The sequence below is a fragment of the Algoriphagus aquimarinus genome, assembly GCF_007997215.1.
GTDB classification, from domain to species: domain Bacteria; phylum Bacteroidota; class Bacteroidia; order Cytophagales; family Cyclobacteriaceae; genus Algoriphagus; species Algoriphagus aquimarinus_A.
The window spans coordinates 268,770-282,948 of sequence record NZ_VORW01000002.1 but is presented as its reverse complement, the minus strand read 5'-3'; the positions used below and the strand labels follow the sequence as shown (position 1 = coordinate 282,948).

Below are 14,179 nucleotides of genomic sequence, written 5' to 3'. Positions count from 1 at the left end.
TGTTTAACCATCAATTTAACTTATACTCATTTCTCCTTTGTCACCCCTTTGAACGGATTGCCATCCTTTTTTACATCCATAAATTTTCCCGTTTCTGAATCTCTCTTGACCCATTGCTCGGTTTTAGGATTGTAAGTTTGAGACCTTTCTCTTATAGCCCCTTTTCTTGCGTTATCGCCATATGGTTTGTTGGTTGCCATCTTTTTAAAATTTAGCGTTTGATATTTTATTACGCTACAAAGAAAAAGTGGCATCACGCAATTGAGTTTCGCGGTCAAAAAAATTTTAAAAAAATATTAGTTTTTTCAGTACTGTTCATTCATCAAACGAAGTCTCTCTTTAAACTCTTCAACCACAAGATCAGGAGAGATGATTTTCACAGTATTTCCATACCCTAAAATTTTCTCATAAAACTCCCAAGAAGGCTTAACTTTAATAGAAATTCGATATTCATTATCGTTGTCTATAATTTCCGTTTGTGTTGGGTGAATTTTTAATGTTTTCAAATATTTTCCCTGGGTTGCAGTAAAAGACAAAATAACCTCTACGTGTGGCATGTTTGTAACTGTAATACCAAATGAATACCTGTAGTATTCTTCAAAATCAAAATTCACGGGATTAAATTTCTCTTCTAGCAACTGAACAGAAATCATTCTATCCAAGGCATAAGTCGTAGTTGGATCATTATATTTTTCTAACCTTCCCAAAACATACCATCTATGTCTATCTTCTTTTAATAAATGTGGTTCGAGTTGAACTACCTTAGCTTCGAATTCATCAAATTTTTTATACTCAAATTGGATTTTTCTACCTTCATTCAAAGATTGAACGATAAGTGGAATAAGTTCACTACCACTCAGTTTGGGGGTTTGTTCAGTTTGGACAACATTTTTTGCTTGTTCAAAATTATTTAACCCACCTCTAATCTTGACAGCATCAAGAACCTTTTCAATCGCATTTGAAAAGTCTTTAAATACCTCATATTCTTTGTACTGGTTTAAAGTATTTGCAAAAAATTTCAGAGCATTAATGTCTCCATCCTTAAGTCCAAAGGCTTTAATGGTATAATTTTTATCTGAATAAAAGTATGCCTTATTTCTTTTGTCTTCCTCTATTGGAGCAAAGTAACCCAACAAGGAATCATATCTCATTGCATTAATATCGTTATTAATTGTTTTGTTAGATACATCAATTGAAAGCTCAACCCTAATAATTTTGACCAATTCACTGGTTTTAACCCAGTCTTTCCGGCATAATTCGCGATCAATAATTTGGTACCTTCCAAAGGGGTGTTTAAAAATCGCCATATGCTAGTTCTCTAAAATGTTCATAAATCATGACCATCGCTAAAGTATCCAATTCACAATATTTCAGCAATGCAGTAGTTAGCTCATCAATTTCAGCCTGCTCCATATCGGTATATTGGAGTTTTCCATAAGCTGTTAAAGCTGCTCCCCCATCACTCAACCCTTCCATTTCAGATAAGGTGGTTTCCAATTGTTCTTGGGTCCAGTTATCAAACAAGGGTGGTAACATTTTATAGGGATTAGTCACTTTTCCCTCCTCACTTTGGAGCCAAATATGACTTTCCTGAAAATTTTTACTGGAAACATTAATTTTTCCAATGGGTTGGGAATACTTTTCCTTTAGAAATAGACTTGAAGCCAATGATGCTGGTAGAACAGCCTTTATGGAATTGGAACCTTTGGTCAAGGGATTAAAATAAAAGTTCTTTTCTACCTCGCATAAATCCACCATATCCCTACCTCCTGCCCATTTAACAACACTATCACTTTTCGAATGTGAAACATCTTGAATGAAAGCCATTAACTCATTTTTATCAACTTCATTTGAGTTCAGTAATTGAAAATAGATTGCATTGAGGATTGTATTTTCATGATGAGAATACCTAAAAATTGTACCTCTATCTATTTCTAGACTATTTTTTAAGCTCCAGATAAATTCTAAATTTGGAAATACTCCTGCTTGATTATTAATGTATTCTGTAGCATGTTCAATAATTCCATCTTCATAATAAATATGATGAGAATATTGAAATGCAACTTGTTCATAGGGAGTCATCCCCTTATAAAATGGCAATGCAACTGTACTCGTTTCAAAGTCGATGAAATGAAGCGGAAAGGTCCAGGAATCCATTTCCTGTTTCAAGCCTTCTTTATCAACATAAATTGAAAGGTCATTTTTTATTTCCTTTTCTATTTGAAGCCATTGCCTATGGGAAGTACTAAGCTTATCAGCTTCTTCTTTTAAACCAATTATTTCTTCATTCAAATCACTTTTAAAAATGATCCTATTATCAAATAAATTAGATCCTTTTCGAAAACTATAAATATCAAAGGTGTTTGGTTTTTCAAAATCAATGTCGGCCCATTGATGCTGTTTAGTAAAGCATTCCCTGAATCCTGATTTTTTGCCCTGATTCAGTTCTTCTATGGAACAGGTGAATTCACATTCTTTACATGCTCCATATGAGGTAGGCCATCCAAAGTATTCATCCTTTTCATATTTCTCTTTAAAATGCTTGATAGAGTCCTGAAAGGTGAGGTTATTATGATACATAAATTTGTTGGCCTCAATATCATTAACAATATCAGTCACTTCCTTTCTTCCCAAAACCGAGTCCCCAGTTTCTTCCAAAGAAGTGACTTTCTTAATAATACCTGTTCTCCCTTCAACTTTTTTACTTATTCTAAAAAGCTGATTCAACCCATCAATACTTGCTTGTTTTGATTTATCCGCCATTAACAAATATGACCTTATTTTCAAATCTTGAAAACAAGCCTGCATAACATACTTCTGAAAAGCTATATCAAAGAGATATGGCTTCCAGGCAGCGACAATCCCTCCTTTTCTACCAACAAACATAAAATCATTTGTAGGATCAAATGACTTCGATTTCACCTCAATTAATTCAATCTCGTCTCCTTGCTTTACTAAAATATCTGTTCGGACAAAAAGCCCATCAAAAAGGAAAGCCGCTTCAAATATGACTACGTTCTCTTGTTTTAATAATTCTTGAGTCTGATCCCAAAGAAGATTATAGTCCCAGTCATTCCCTTCAATCAAAATACCATCGGGATAATGCATCCTAGCTAATTCCTCGACTTGAAACCCTCCTTGAGCTAATGCTTGTAAAAACGGGTCACTTGATTTGCTATTTGGGTATTCATCTTTTCTTGTGTAGAAAAGTTTATTCGGACATTCAAGGCCAAGTTTAAAACGTGATTTAGTGAGAACTCTCATTTTCTATTTGTTTAGTGTTCCAATATCCTAAGTATGTAAAGTCCTGTTAAATTGGCATATTCTCTCTCTCGTCGTAGTTAGATAGTTCATGGTCACAGGGTGGGATTTGTAATTCCACACAGGTATCCTTACCAAATGGTAATTGGTCCAACCTTTTCTACCCATCATGCTGCCAACAATAACTACTTCCAGCAGCAGATTTTCTTGAGCATCTGGAACCGGCTTTGGTAGTGGCTTTACACTGGGAGGATGTTGACTGAGCTGGCTTCGTTTCCTTGCTTGGTTCTGTTTTACTTGACCCTGAGGATAAAGGAAGAGGTTTGGCTTCACTTGTTTCTGTACTGGAAGGTTTGCATACCAAGCAGGCGGTCAGGCCTCGCTTTTTGGCTTCTGATAGCGTAGCTGCCCAGCCTGTTTTGGAATAGCGGCAAGATTCTCTATGATACTTCGCTCCTGTTTTCGTGATGAAGACGGTCTGCGCCTGAAGCTGGGTTGCTAGCAGGAAGAAGGCTGTGAAAAGGAAAGAATAAAGAAGTTTCTTCTTCAAGGTTAGCTGGGTTTGTGGGACTCGAAATAACTGGTAGGTAAGAAAGTGTTTTTAAAACCCAAAAAAAATACCCTGTACAGGGTATTTTTCACCAGTCATCTCATAATTTACTTTCCAGGCTTATGCTTATGTGGCTTAAGGGACGGTGTATTTCCAGGAGTATCCTTATTATCCCGTTGCCGCCTATCGGGTTTTCCAGTTGAATCTGCAATTCTCTTTGGCCCTGGTTTGATTCCATTTCTAGTTTCCATGTTTGTGTGGTTTTGATTAAACATGTAGTGAATCTAAGCTAAAAAATGATAGAACCTCCTAATTTACAAGACTTTGGACAGAAAGTGTCGGGATATTTAACAATGATAAAACAAATCCCATTAACTAGTCAATAAGCCCTTATTCTCTACAGCTTTATACTAATCAAATTGCTAATCCCCGCCTAGGTGTAGTCAAATCGTTATTTTGAATGGGTGGGATTTGTAGTTCCACCCCAATATTCTTGACAAATTGCAATTGGCTTTCCTACCTCATCCCATCCTCCTCCTTTAGGAAAAGGCGATCAACTCTGCTATCATTTCACTATCAGATTCAGGATTACTTGGTTTCCCGGATTTAGGCCCGAAAGGGTTCATAATAGTTGGTTTTTACCTCACCCCCTGCCCTCTTACCGATTCTTGGGACAGGCTCCGAAGTGAGAGTGTGATCGGCTCTGCTCCAGATAGATGTGAAGGGTAAGAAGTAGGTTGGTCGTTCACGAAATCCATCACTTCTTGGGATCTTCGTTTTCAATAACTAAAAGACATATGCAATAAAAAGAATTTTGGACACAAAAAAATACACTGTACAGGGTATTTTTCAATTCAAAGAGTCTCACAAAAGAGAATATTCCTACTTACACCCGTTTTTTGCACAGGTTATCCTCTCATTGGAATTTACCCAATGATCAGATTGTACCGTGGTATCGAAACCACATCCGGTTTTTCCTCCCTTGTGTCCTTGATGAACTTCCTTTGTTGGTGTGTGCTTAACAGCCATGTTGATTTTGTTTAAGTTTCTAATAAATACAACGCTGGATTTATGCCCCAGCTGGTCAATACTAGTGGCAGCATCAGAATAAGTTATCCTACTGCTTTTCAATTCTAGCCATTGATGGATTGAAAACCTACGATGAAAAATCTAATTGCGACAGTACATGTCAACAAATAAAACACTTACAAAAAACACAAGAACCTCTAGCAAGGAACTCAGTCAAATTTTCAAAGTAAAACCACTGTTAAAAAGCCTATTGCACCTTATCCAGAATTAATACCGAGGTACCAAAGCCATCACAAACCCATAAACAATTTACCTTCAACAAGTTAAGTAACATTTCTAACCTCCAAAATGTCCAGTTTTTTAGTTAAAAAACTGGACATTTTCCCTATTATCAAAAACGCATTAAGGCCTATAGGTAGGCTATATCCTATTCCTAACCAGTTTCATTTGATCTAGTAATTTTTCTGCTGAATCGAAATCAAAGTACTTCTGCTTCAGAATCCTTGTTTGATACGAAATTGGCAAGTATACCGCCCACTTGGAAAAGCTCATAATACTGGGATTGGATTCAATTTTTTGCTGAATCTTTAGATCCAGCTCAACTTGTGAATCCTTCCAACTACCCCAGCGTGACTGAAACTCTTCGTCGGAAACCTTAATTTGCAGAACACTTTTCTGTTCATCCAAAATGGTTGTAATTCCAGCCATATCAAATAAGAACTGAATTGTTCTGTTAATCCGACTCCCTGTAAAGGTGAATAACTCAAGCTTTTTTTCTGATACTTTCAAGGGTCTCTGCGAGCTTTGATCAATTATATTAAAGACAGAGAAGTCCTTCCTGAGTATGTATAATTCAATAGAGCTTGACTCATCCAGAAAATCATAGGGTTCGGTAGAATAAAGTATCTCAAACATTTTCTCTCGGACTTTTGGATGTATGGCACCAGCACCGCCAAAAAAAATCGGCTTTTTGCCATCGTTTGCAGGTATAACTTCTACACGCTTTGCCTGATCATCCACAAATTTGATTTTCCAGATACGGGCTGCAAGTAGAATGTTTTCATTTTCCACCAACTGTGGTGAATAGGGCACCTCACCGATATTGTTGCCTGCATTGACCACCTTGAAATTATCCTCAGATTGAAACATGCTGTAAAAACTCCTGCTGTTAACAACCTTTTCACCCTCTACTCCAATAATTACCTCTTGCCTAAGTTTTTCCAATAAATCAATCTCGATCAAATGATCAACGATCTCTATGATCTCACTCTGATGAATAGCTGTAAAGGTGGAGTTTTTAGTGAGTTGATCAATTAATTCTGAGATAGGTAGTCCTGAATATCCTTTGGTAATGGAAAGCGCCTGGTGAAGCAAAATATCGAAAGGTTTCTCCGTTATTTTAGGAGGTTCTATAAACCCCTCTTTGTATAATAACCAGCAAGCTATAGATTGAAGTAAACTCCATCTATCAGTAGCATACAGATACAAATTGCTTTGATGGTCATCTTTCCTACCGCTTCTCCCTACCCGCTGGATCAGAGATGCAATGCTATGAGTGGAATCAATCTGCACCACCTCATCCACAGAACCGATGTCAATTCCTAATTCCAGCGTAGAGGTACATGAAATGCAAAAATTCTGTTGCTTATTATTTTTTGCAAAGTATTCCACATACTCCCTAACCTGTCTATCCACAGAGGAATGGTGAGAGAAGTAGTTCGGGTGGCCTTGGACACGATCAGAGATCTTTTTTAATTTCACGGCAACCTCCTCTGCCCTACCTCTGCTATTAGGGAAAATCAACACTTTTGACTCTTTGGTTTCCCGATATAAATCCTTCAATAACTCAAGAGGCAGCTCTTCCCCCTCGGCTTTAAAAAAACGGAAAACAGCATTTATCTCTTTGGGGGTTCTATCAATCAGAATTTTAGTATGATTCACTTCTCCTGTGAAGGATTTAACTTCCAGAAAATTATTCACTTCACTCATAGTGGCAGACAGGCCTACTATTGAAAATCTAGAATTGTTCACTAGCTGGAGCCTTGATAGAATTGACTGGAGCTGTACGCCTCTATCGGTTCCTATAAAAGAATGGATCTCATCAATTACCACATATCTAAGATCAGAAAAAAGTGCCTTTACCTGATAAGGACGATTGACAAACATGGCTTCCAAAGATTCAGGAGTGATTAGTATAATACCACTAGGGTCTTTAACCAGTTTTTCTTTGATTGTTCTGTTAGCTTCTCCGTGCCATTTGGTGACTTTTACATCAAGATATTTGCAGAGGTCTTCCACCCTGGTGAACTGATCATTGATCAAAGCTATAAGTGGAGAAATGTAAAGCACCTGGACTCCCTTATCCATAAAATTAACCTTAGAGAGAATCGGGAGAAAAGCTGCCTCTGTCTTTCCTGAGGCTGTTCTAGAGACCAGGATGTAATTATCTTCCGTGCCCATGATCTTCGTGATCGCAGCATTTTGGATTGGTCGAAGACTTTCCCATCCCTTATCCCTGATAAACCTTCGAATAGGTTCTGAGAGCATTTGATAACTCATTACAACTCCTCTATGCCTTCAAGCCCCGATTCATCGGGCCTTTCGTCGGATACTTCTATTTCACCAAACAGAATGCTTTTATCCACATCTGGATTTTGACGAATGATATTGAGGATGTTTAAGAAATCCCGAATGACCTCACGAGGCGTAAGGAACTCCGATGCACCAGGCTTATTGAACAATTCTTCCATAAAATGCTGGATTTCATCATCAGAAATATCAATCTGAGTCTTATAATTGAAATCGAAAATATCCTTCAGTTTTTTCAGCAACACAAATATTTCATTGTGATCCAAAGGAAGAAGCTTAATCACTGGTTGCGCAAAATCCCTGATCTCAGCAGTTTCAAATTTATTGGTTGACAGCCTAGTTTTAAGCGCATCATAACTAAAAAAACCTCTTCTCGGATTTTCCAAGACTTCTTTTGTTCCGGCAAAATTGATAAAAAGGTTTCCTACTTTTCCCTGAAAGCAGTCGTTGTAGATACTAAGGATTTTCTCGTAGTTTTTTTCTCTCATTGTAGAGGTAGAAATCTTATAGAGATTGATCGCCTCATCCAGATTGATCATAAACCCACTGTACCCCATGCTGACAAAGAGCTTGCAAAAGTTCTTCAACATGTCATAATAATTCAGGTCGTTGATCACCTCACGAACTCCTAAATCCTGACGAGCTTCCGTCTTGGTCTTATATTCTCCTTTTAACCATTTGAGAGCATTTCTTCTCAGACTCTCCTCATCTTTAATATATCCCTCATAATATTTCATCACCACAGTTCCAAAATCAAATCCACCCACTTCAGTGATCTCATTAATGGTTTTCAAGATGTTGTTTTGAATCAGCCCCAAATACTTTTCATCCCTTATCTCGGTTAAAAGAATAGTATTGTCTTCTGCTGTCTTGTTAATGATCTGCTCAATCCATTTTTCCAGAAGTGTAGGCAGTGCGCCTCCTTCAGGCTTGGTCTGGATTGCGATGTTATCCATAATAGCCGCATACAAGGCTACTCCCTTACCGTCATTTGAGTACAACCTATTGTCGGGAGTAAAATCAGCATTGGCTACGACAAATTTTTGTTTCAAGGCAACTGTATTCAAAAGATGCAGCATAAAGGACTTACCTGATCCAAAGTCTCCAATCCAGAATTTGACCATGCTGTGTCCATTTGTCACTTCTTCCAATGCAGTGACCATGGCATTGATCTCAGAAGATCTACCTACCGTAATATGCTGGACACCTATTTTGGGCACCACTCCACCGATGAGTGAATTGATAATAGAGGTGGCTTCTTTTGGTTTAATGTTCATAGTTATTTGTTCGTAATAGTCTGAAAATACATCGCTTCGATGGTATAAAAATCTTCTTCCTCCTCAATTAAAACATCATCGAGCACTTCAAAGCATGCCTCATTGATACTCTCAATGAGTTGGTTCCTAAAGACTCCGTTTGCTTTGGCAAAAGATTCAATCTCACTAACCGGGATTGAAAAATTATTCTTTGAGAATAATTCCAAAGCTGAATAATGTATTGGTTTAAATTCAATTTCGTCCAAGAACGGGGATTCAGATACTTCTTTCACTGAGGTGATGTGGATTTCTATTTCTTCTTTAAAAGAATTCATATCATTTTCTTTCTTCTCGCCATCTTCTTCCTCATCATTTAAAAACTCATTGAGCAACTCCACAGTACCCGCATGCTGTTGCCTAACCTCTTCAATTGAATTTATATCCAACTTAATCCTTTTCCTTTTAACTGCATAAAGCTCGGAGCCAGCCGAGATAGCTTTATCCAAGTTCTGATACTTCAAAAAATCATTAACAATGACCTCGAACTGCTCGACCTGTTCCTGAGACTTAAAAAGGTTTTTCTGTATGGTTTTCGTGAGCCTTTTATTATCAAATTTGGCAGATTGGAGATCGTAATGTAGGTAATGAATATATAGGATCAGGGATGATTCTTTGTGTTTAGATGCTATGAATTTTGATGCTTCAAAGAATATATTTTCAATCGAAGGATTCTTCGCATTGAGGTCACCTAGTCTCTTTATATCTTCTACAAACTTCTTCTCATCACCTGAAAAATTATCGCAAATGCTTTGGAACTTATCTTTCCATCTACTGGTATTGAGTGCATTGAGTTCTTTTTGGGTTGCCTCATCCGGTTCAGTAATCTTCAAAATAAGCTCACCAATCACGCTCGAAAACGGAACTGATATTTTGATCTCAAATTGCTCACTGATCAAGGGATCAGAAAAACGGATATCTGTACTTAACTTTCTCTTGTGACCGTAATGCTCCCTCACAGCATTCTCACATAGTTTAAAAAGTGTGGTATAAAATTCATCAGAGGTGTTTTTTAGACTCATCTTATAATTTGCGCTTCCCTTTCGATATCTAAAAATCTTCCTTGCAATCAGGTCGGATACGATTAGAAATTCATCTTCCAAACTGGACCCGGAATTTTCACATTGTTCGGCGAAAGCTTCTAGAGCGTCTAAGTAAAGTCGTATCACCTGAAAATAACAGAATTCTATTCCACAGAAATTAGTGGTTGATTCCCACAGCTTGTTGAGAAGCTTTACTTCTTCTTCATTTAGCCCAAGTTTTTCTTTGTACTTGCTCCCAACCTTCCAATAGATATAGTCAGGTTCAGAGCCATAATAAACTTCATCGCTGGGTTTTATTTCAATTGTCTGATTTGCGCTCCTCCCAATATCTCCAGGAATAATTCCTAATTCTTTTTTTATGTCCTTTAGAAACCGAATACCGTAGGATCTGGTCTTATAGTAGTTATTGCCCAAGCTATTGATTTGAGAATCAAGCAAGTTGAAGTTTTGATGATTTCTGTAATCATCCAATAAATCAAAAAGTAATACAAAGGCGTAATTGGTATTGCCTAAGAGATCCAGAGAAGTACCATTTAAAAAATTTTGTTTAAAATGATGGTAGAATATCTTTTGCTCAGAAGTTGCGGAGTTTAAATCGGATTTTGAATAAATATATTTATGGTTCCAAGTAGGAACCTGCATGAAACCTCGCTTTTCATTTTTTGGCAGCAGAGAAGGGCTTTCACTTGTAACGTCAATGATAGAGTCATCTCCAGAATCCAAGCCATTAATCACCTGATTATTAATCAACTCCCTCAAAGAAGGAGAAAGAGTTCTTAATAGTGTATTTTTACTTACTTCAACCTTTCTCTCTTTATCAATACTGAATTCTGGATAGGAGTTTTGGAAATTTTTAATACTTTTTTGGATTCGGTTTTTTCGCATCCTTCTGGTGATTTCCACAATAAGAAAGAGAGCAAAAAAAATAATCAATACTCCTGCAAAGGGATAAGACTCTTTCTCTTTTATCACAGGTATTTCTTCAACAGGATCAGGAGTTACAGGCTCTACAAACCTGACAAATTTGCTTGAAATGTATCCGAACTTTTCTTCAAATTCAATTTTATACCAGTTAGTATTTGACTTATCCAAAACTTTAACGTGATCACCGGACTTTGCTATACCTATCGGCTCATTACTTGTCCCTATTCCTGATCTGACAAATACGTCACTGGTGACTTCATAGATTTCAGACGCAACCGCCCTGGTATTGAAAAAGAGAATCAGTAAAAAAATCAGTGTATTAATAATAACCTTCATTTGAAATAATGGGATTAAACTATGTTTAAATACTTAGACCAGCGCATACTTAAGATCATGATATCCCATAAAATTTTAATATCCTGCTAATAAAAGAATATTCTCAATACCAAAAATACCCTATGCAGGGTATTTAGGTGTCTTTAAATTTCACTAAAATGGAAAAAAATCAAAACTATGGAGGATCACTTTTTTGTCATTGATGTAGAAACTGCCAATCTGGACAATTCCAGCATTTGCCAAATTGGGCTAGCAGAGTATCAGGGGACTGAATTAATCTCTACATGGGAATCTATAGTGAATCCTGATCAATACTTTGATCCATATTTAAGCAGATTACATGGAATTACATTTGAACAAGTTATAGGTAAACCTCTATTTAAAGATTTGTCCAACGATATTGCCAGGAAAGTTGAAGGTTGTCGATTGTTTCATCATATGCCATTCGATAAGAACGCCATTAATAGAGCGTGCGAAAGATATGGTACGGAAATTTGGAAACCAAGATGGATGGACTCTGCCAGATTAGTGAGAAGATCTTGGAGCGAGTTTGCTCAAAGTGGATATGCACTTGGGAAAATAACAAAACATTTGGGCATTGAGTACATAGCGCATAATGCGCTTCAAGACGCTATCGCTACAGGAAAAGTAATAAATGGAGCGGTACTTCACTCTGCAATTTCACTTCCCGAATGGGAAGTGAGAATCTTACATTCTAAAAATCCTTTCTATTCCCCTTCAAGAAAAGTCGTTAGTTATAAATTGGAAGGAAACCCTGAAGGCTTGTTGCATGGAGAATCAGTTGTATTTACAGGTACTTTAAGCCAACCTAGATCCGTTTGTGCTCAATTAGCATCTGAATTAGGTTGCCGAGTGCAAGATGGGATCACCAAAGAAACAACGTTGTTAGTGGTGGGATGGCAAGATTCTTACCGGTTAGCTGGGTATGAAAAAAGTTCTAAACATCGAAGAGCTGAAAAATTAGCTGAGGCAGATCAGGGAATCCGAATCCTCACCGAGGAAGATTTTCTAGCAATTTCAAAAGCATAACTGCGGACTGAAAAGAATGTAAGACCACCGCCGAACGTATGAAAGGTAAGACTATGGATTTTATGGAGAATTTTATTAACGGGATATAAGCTGCCGTTTAAGTGGCTTTATTTGAAGCTAAGACATTGTAAGGTTTCAGGGTCAGACTTTATGCTTCTTTACACATCATATAATTTACAATTTTTAAAATTCAACACAAAATTTATGGAGGCCATCTGTCCTATCACATTTGAAAGTCATTTAATTCCCGTCACTAACAACTTTAACCAAAATCTATTGTCACTCGTCATTTTAGAAAAGCAATTAACCAGCATCATTTCTGAACGCGAAGGGATTGAACTTAAATTTCGCGTCCAAATTCATCCAACTCCCCCGTCTACTTTTGTCCAAACTCCAAAGAAAATTCATACTTTTTTATCCGAAAAAATGAAGCCTCAGATTTGTCTTTTCTGGAACCAAGGGAATCCATTCCTTTGAAGTCTTATCAAAAACTGCGTTGAGAGCATAGAAAGAGCTGTTTTCCATTGTCCTCTGACTTGAAAAATTCCTGTCCTAATCTTATCCACAAGATTGATTCAATTTTCAGGCAAATAATCTAGACATGGGAAAGCAAACAGTTATAGAAATAATATCTAACCTCGTATGGGGAGTAGGTATTTCATCTTTATCATTTGTGATAAATCCAATACTAAAAAATCTCAATGTATTCTTTAAAACCTATTTGAAATATTCCTTTAAGGACAAACAACTCAAATCATGGGAAAAGATTGAGAAAAGAAAATTGAAAGTAATTCGGCATAAGAAAAATCCACCTGGCTAGAAACCTATCAGCGGCACTCAAGCCTAAAGTCCTTAACATCGCGCCTCTATTTCTCCGACAATTTTCGTCAAAACAGACTATTACAATATTATAAACACCACATTTTAAACATATTGCAGCATATTTATATCTCACTAAAACCACAGAACAATGCCGAATTTTGTAGTAAACAATGTCGCTCAGGCAAATGGTGACCATGAGGTTCATCAGCCAGGATGCTCTTATTTTCCAAGTAATTATCGGGATTTAGGCTGGCACTCCAGCTGTGTACCTGCGGTGGCAGCAGCAAAAAAAATCTACAATAAAAGCAATGGATGCTTTTATTGTTGCAATGCTTGCCACACTACCTGATGTTAGAAAGAGTTAATTAAATCAACTCTTTCTATTTTTTGAAAAACTCTACAATATTTTTAACTTGTTTATATTACTAAATCCGTTACCTTTATTGAAATTTGAAAAGCACTACAAGAATCGATGAAGGTAAAACTAGGCGATATTACCCAATTACAATTTGGTTTATACACCAAACCTACAGAAGAGGGAAATGCTGTCTACCTACAGGCAAAGCATTTTGATGATTTGGGGAATCAGTCGGAACAGATAGACACTTTCGCTCAAATCGATCAAAAGAATGAATCCCATCTATTAGAAGATGGAGATATCATCTTGGTGGGAAAAGGAATGAGGAACTTCGCATGGACTTATCACAAAGATTTTGGTCCTGCGATTGCCTCCTCTATCTTTTTTGTGATCAAAGTAGATCAAACTAGAGTGATCCCTGATTTTCTCACCACCTTGTTTAATATGCCTCAAACACAGGCATACTTTCTTACTTTAGGAGCAGGCAGCTCCATACCTTCCATTCGGAAATCTGAACTGGAAGCGTTTTCATTTGTACTTCCATCATTGGAACTACAGCAAAAAGCCATTGCCATTAAACGGCTACATTATAAAGACATGGAACTATCACAAACAATCATTGCCGAAAAGCAAAAAGTATATCAGGCAGTCATAAAAAACATTATTCACCAACATTATGAGTAAGAAATCAAGACATGTAGTTCCTAATTCCGATGGAGGTTGGGACTTTAAAAAATCAGGAGCAGAAAGAGCTTCAAAACATTTTGACAATAAAAAGGAGGCGGAAAAATATAGTAGGGACCTGGCTAAGAAAGAAGGTTCTGAACTATTTATCCACGGAAAAGATGGTAAAATCCAAAGAAAAGATTCACACGGGAGTGATCCATTTCCACCAAAAGGCTAA

General features: G+C 37.0%; 12 protein-coding genes. 4 read left to right on the top strand and 8 right to left on the bottom strand.

All coding sequences use genetic code 11. The features are described 5' to 3' along the window. Positions 1–26: 26 nt before the first annotated feature. From ESV85_RS22205 to ESV85_RS05765, 8 genes are all read right to left on the bottom strand, one after another. Complete coding sequence (locus ESV85_RS22205; protein WP_191321943.1) at positions 27–200, bottom strand: hypothetical protein; 174 nt, start codon at positions 198–200, stop codon at positions 27–29. Positions 201–305: 105 nt separating this feature from the next. Further along, complete coding sequence (locus ESV85_RS05790) at positions 306–1,307, bottom strand: helix-turn-helix transcriptional regulator (protein WP_146915632.1); 1,002 nt, start codon at positions 1,305–1,307, stop codon at positions 306–308. Next, positions 1,294–3,264 carry a DUF2779 domain-containing protein gene (locus ESV85_RS05785; RefSeq protein WP_146915631.1) on the bottom strand — a complete coding sequence of 657 codons (1,971 nt, stop codon included), beginning with the start codon at positions 3,262–3,264 and terminating at the stop codon, positions 1,294–1,296. Before ESV85_RS05785 ends, ESV85_RS05790 begins: the two co-directional genes overlap by 14 nt. Positions 3,265–3,421: 157 nt before the next feature. Next, entirely contained in the window at positions 3,422–3,811 is a 390-nt protein-coding gene (locus tag ESV85_RS05780) for a hypothetical protein (protein WP_146915629.1), read from the bottom strand. 107 nt (positions 3,812–3,918) lie between these two features. Then, positions 3,919–4,062 (bottom strand): hypothetical protein, encoded by a 144-nt coding sequence (locus ESV85_RS22200; RefSeq protein WP_191321942.1) that lies wholly within the window; start codon positions 4,060–4,062, stop codon positions 3,919–3,921. Between the two features lie 1,198 nt (positions 4,063–5,260). Next, a complete protein-coding gene (locus tag ESV85_RS05775) occupies positions 5,261–7,387 on the bottom strand; it encodes a DEAD/DEAH box helicase (protein ID WP_223275917.1) in 2,127 nt (708 codons plus the stop codon). Positions 7,388–7,398: 11 nt separating this feature from the next. Next, on the bottom strand, positions 7,399–8,706 hold the full coding sequence (locus tag ESV85_RS05770; RefSeq protein ID WP_223275916.1) for an ATP-binding protein: 1,308 nt from the start codon (positions 8,704–8,706) through the stop codon (positions 7,399–7,401). A gap of 2 nt (positions 8,707–8,708) precedes the next feature. Then, positions 8,709–11,045, bottom strand: a complete 2,337-nt coding sequence (locus tag ESV85_RS05765; protein ID WP_146915623.1) for a tellurite resistance TerB C-terminal domain-containing protein — start codon at positions 11,043–11,045, stop codon at positions 8,709–8,711. Positions 11,046–11,222: 177 nt separating this feature from the next. Here ESV85_RS05765 and ESV85_RS05760 point away from each other — a divergent pair, with 177 nt between their 5' ends. The 4 genes from ESV85_RS05760 to ESV85_RS05745 all read left to right on the top strand — a co-directional run bounded on the left by ESV85_RS05760 (position 11,223) and on the right by ESV85_RS05745 (position 14,179). Further along, entirely contained in the window at positions 11,223–12,095 is an 873-nt protein-coding gene (locus ESV85_RS05760) for an exonuclease domain-containing protein (protein WP_146915621.1), read from the top strand. Between the two features lie 970 nt (positions 12,096–13,065). Next, on the top strand, positions 13,066–13,266 hold the full coding sequence (locus ESV85_RS05755; protein WP_146915619.1) for a hypothetical protein: 201 nt from the start codon (positions 13,066–13,068) through the stop codon (positions 13,264–13,266). Between the two features lie 123 nt (positions 13,267–13,389). Beyond that, positions 13,390–13,959, top strand: coding sequence for a restriction endonuclease subunit S (locus tag ESV85_RS05750; protein WP_146915617.1), 570 nt, complete (start codon positions 13,390–13,392; stop codon positions 13,957–13,959). After that, positions 13,952–14,179, top strand: coding sequence for a DUF2188 domain-containing protein (locus ESV85_RS05745; protein ID WP_146915615.1), 228 nt, complete (start codon positions 13,952–13,954; stop codon positions 14,177–14,179). Before ESV85_RS05750 ends, ESV85_RS05745 begins: the two co-directional genes overlap by 8 nt.

Coding starts and splice junctions, on each gene's coding strand:
- ESV85_RS05750 (WP_146915617.1), top strand. CDS start 13,390: ATGAAGGTAAAACTAGGCGATATTACCCAATTACAATTTGGTTTATAC.
- ESV85_RS05760 (WP_146915621.1), top strand. CDS start 11,223: ATGGAGGATCACTTTTTTGTCATTGATGTAGAAACTGCCAATCTGGAC.
- ESV85_RS22205 (WP_191321943.1), bottom strand. CDS start 200: ATGGCAACCAACAAACCATATGGCGATAACGCAAGAAAAGGGGCTATA.
- ESV85_RS05775 (WP_223275917.1), bottom strand. CDS start 7,387: ATGCTCTCAGAACCTATTCGAAGGTTTATCAGGGATAAGGGATGGGAA.
- ESV85_RS05785 (WP_146915631.1), bottom strand. CDS start 3,264: ATGAGAGTTCTCACTAAATCACGTTTTAAACTTGGCCTTGAATGTCCG.
- ESV85_RS05770 (WP_223275916.1), bottom strand. CDS start 8,706: ATGAACATTAAACCAAAAGAAGCCACCTCTATTATCAATTCACTCATC.
- ESV85_RS05765 (WP_146915623.1), bottom strand. CDS start 11,045: ATGAAGGTTATTATTAATACACTGATTTTTTTACTGATTCTCTTTTTC.
- ESV85_RS05755 (WP_146915619.1), top strand. CDS start 13,066: ATGCCGAATTTTGTAGTAAACAATGTCGCTCAGGCAAATGGTGACCAT.
- ESV85_RS22200 (WP_191321942.1), bottom strand. CDS start 4,062: ATGGAAACTAGAAATGGAATCAAACCAGGGCCAAAGAGAATTGCAGAT.
- ESV85_RS05790 (WP_146915632.1), bottom strand. CDS start 1,307: ATGGCGATTTTTAAACACCCCTTTGGAAGGTACCAAATTATTGATCGC.
- ESV85_RS05745 (WP_146915615.1), top strand. CDS start 13,952: ATGAGTAAGAAATCAAGACATGTAGTTCCTAATTCCGATGGAGGTTGG.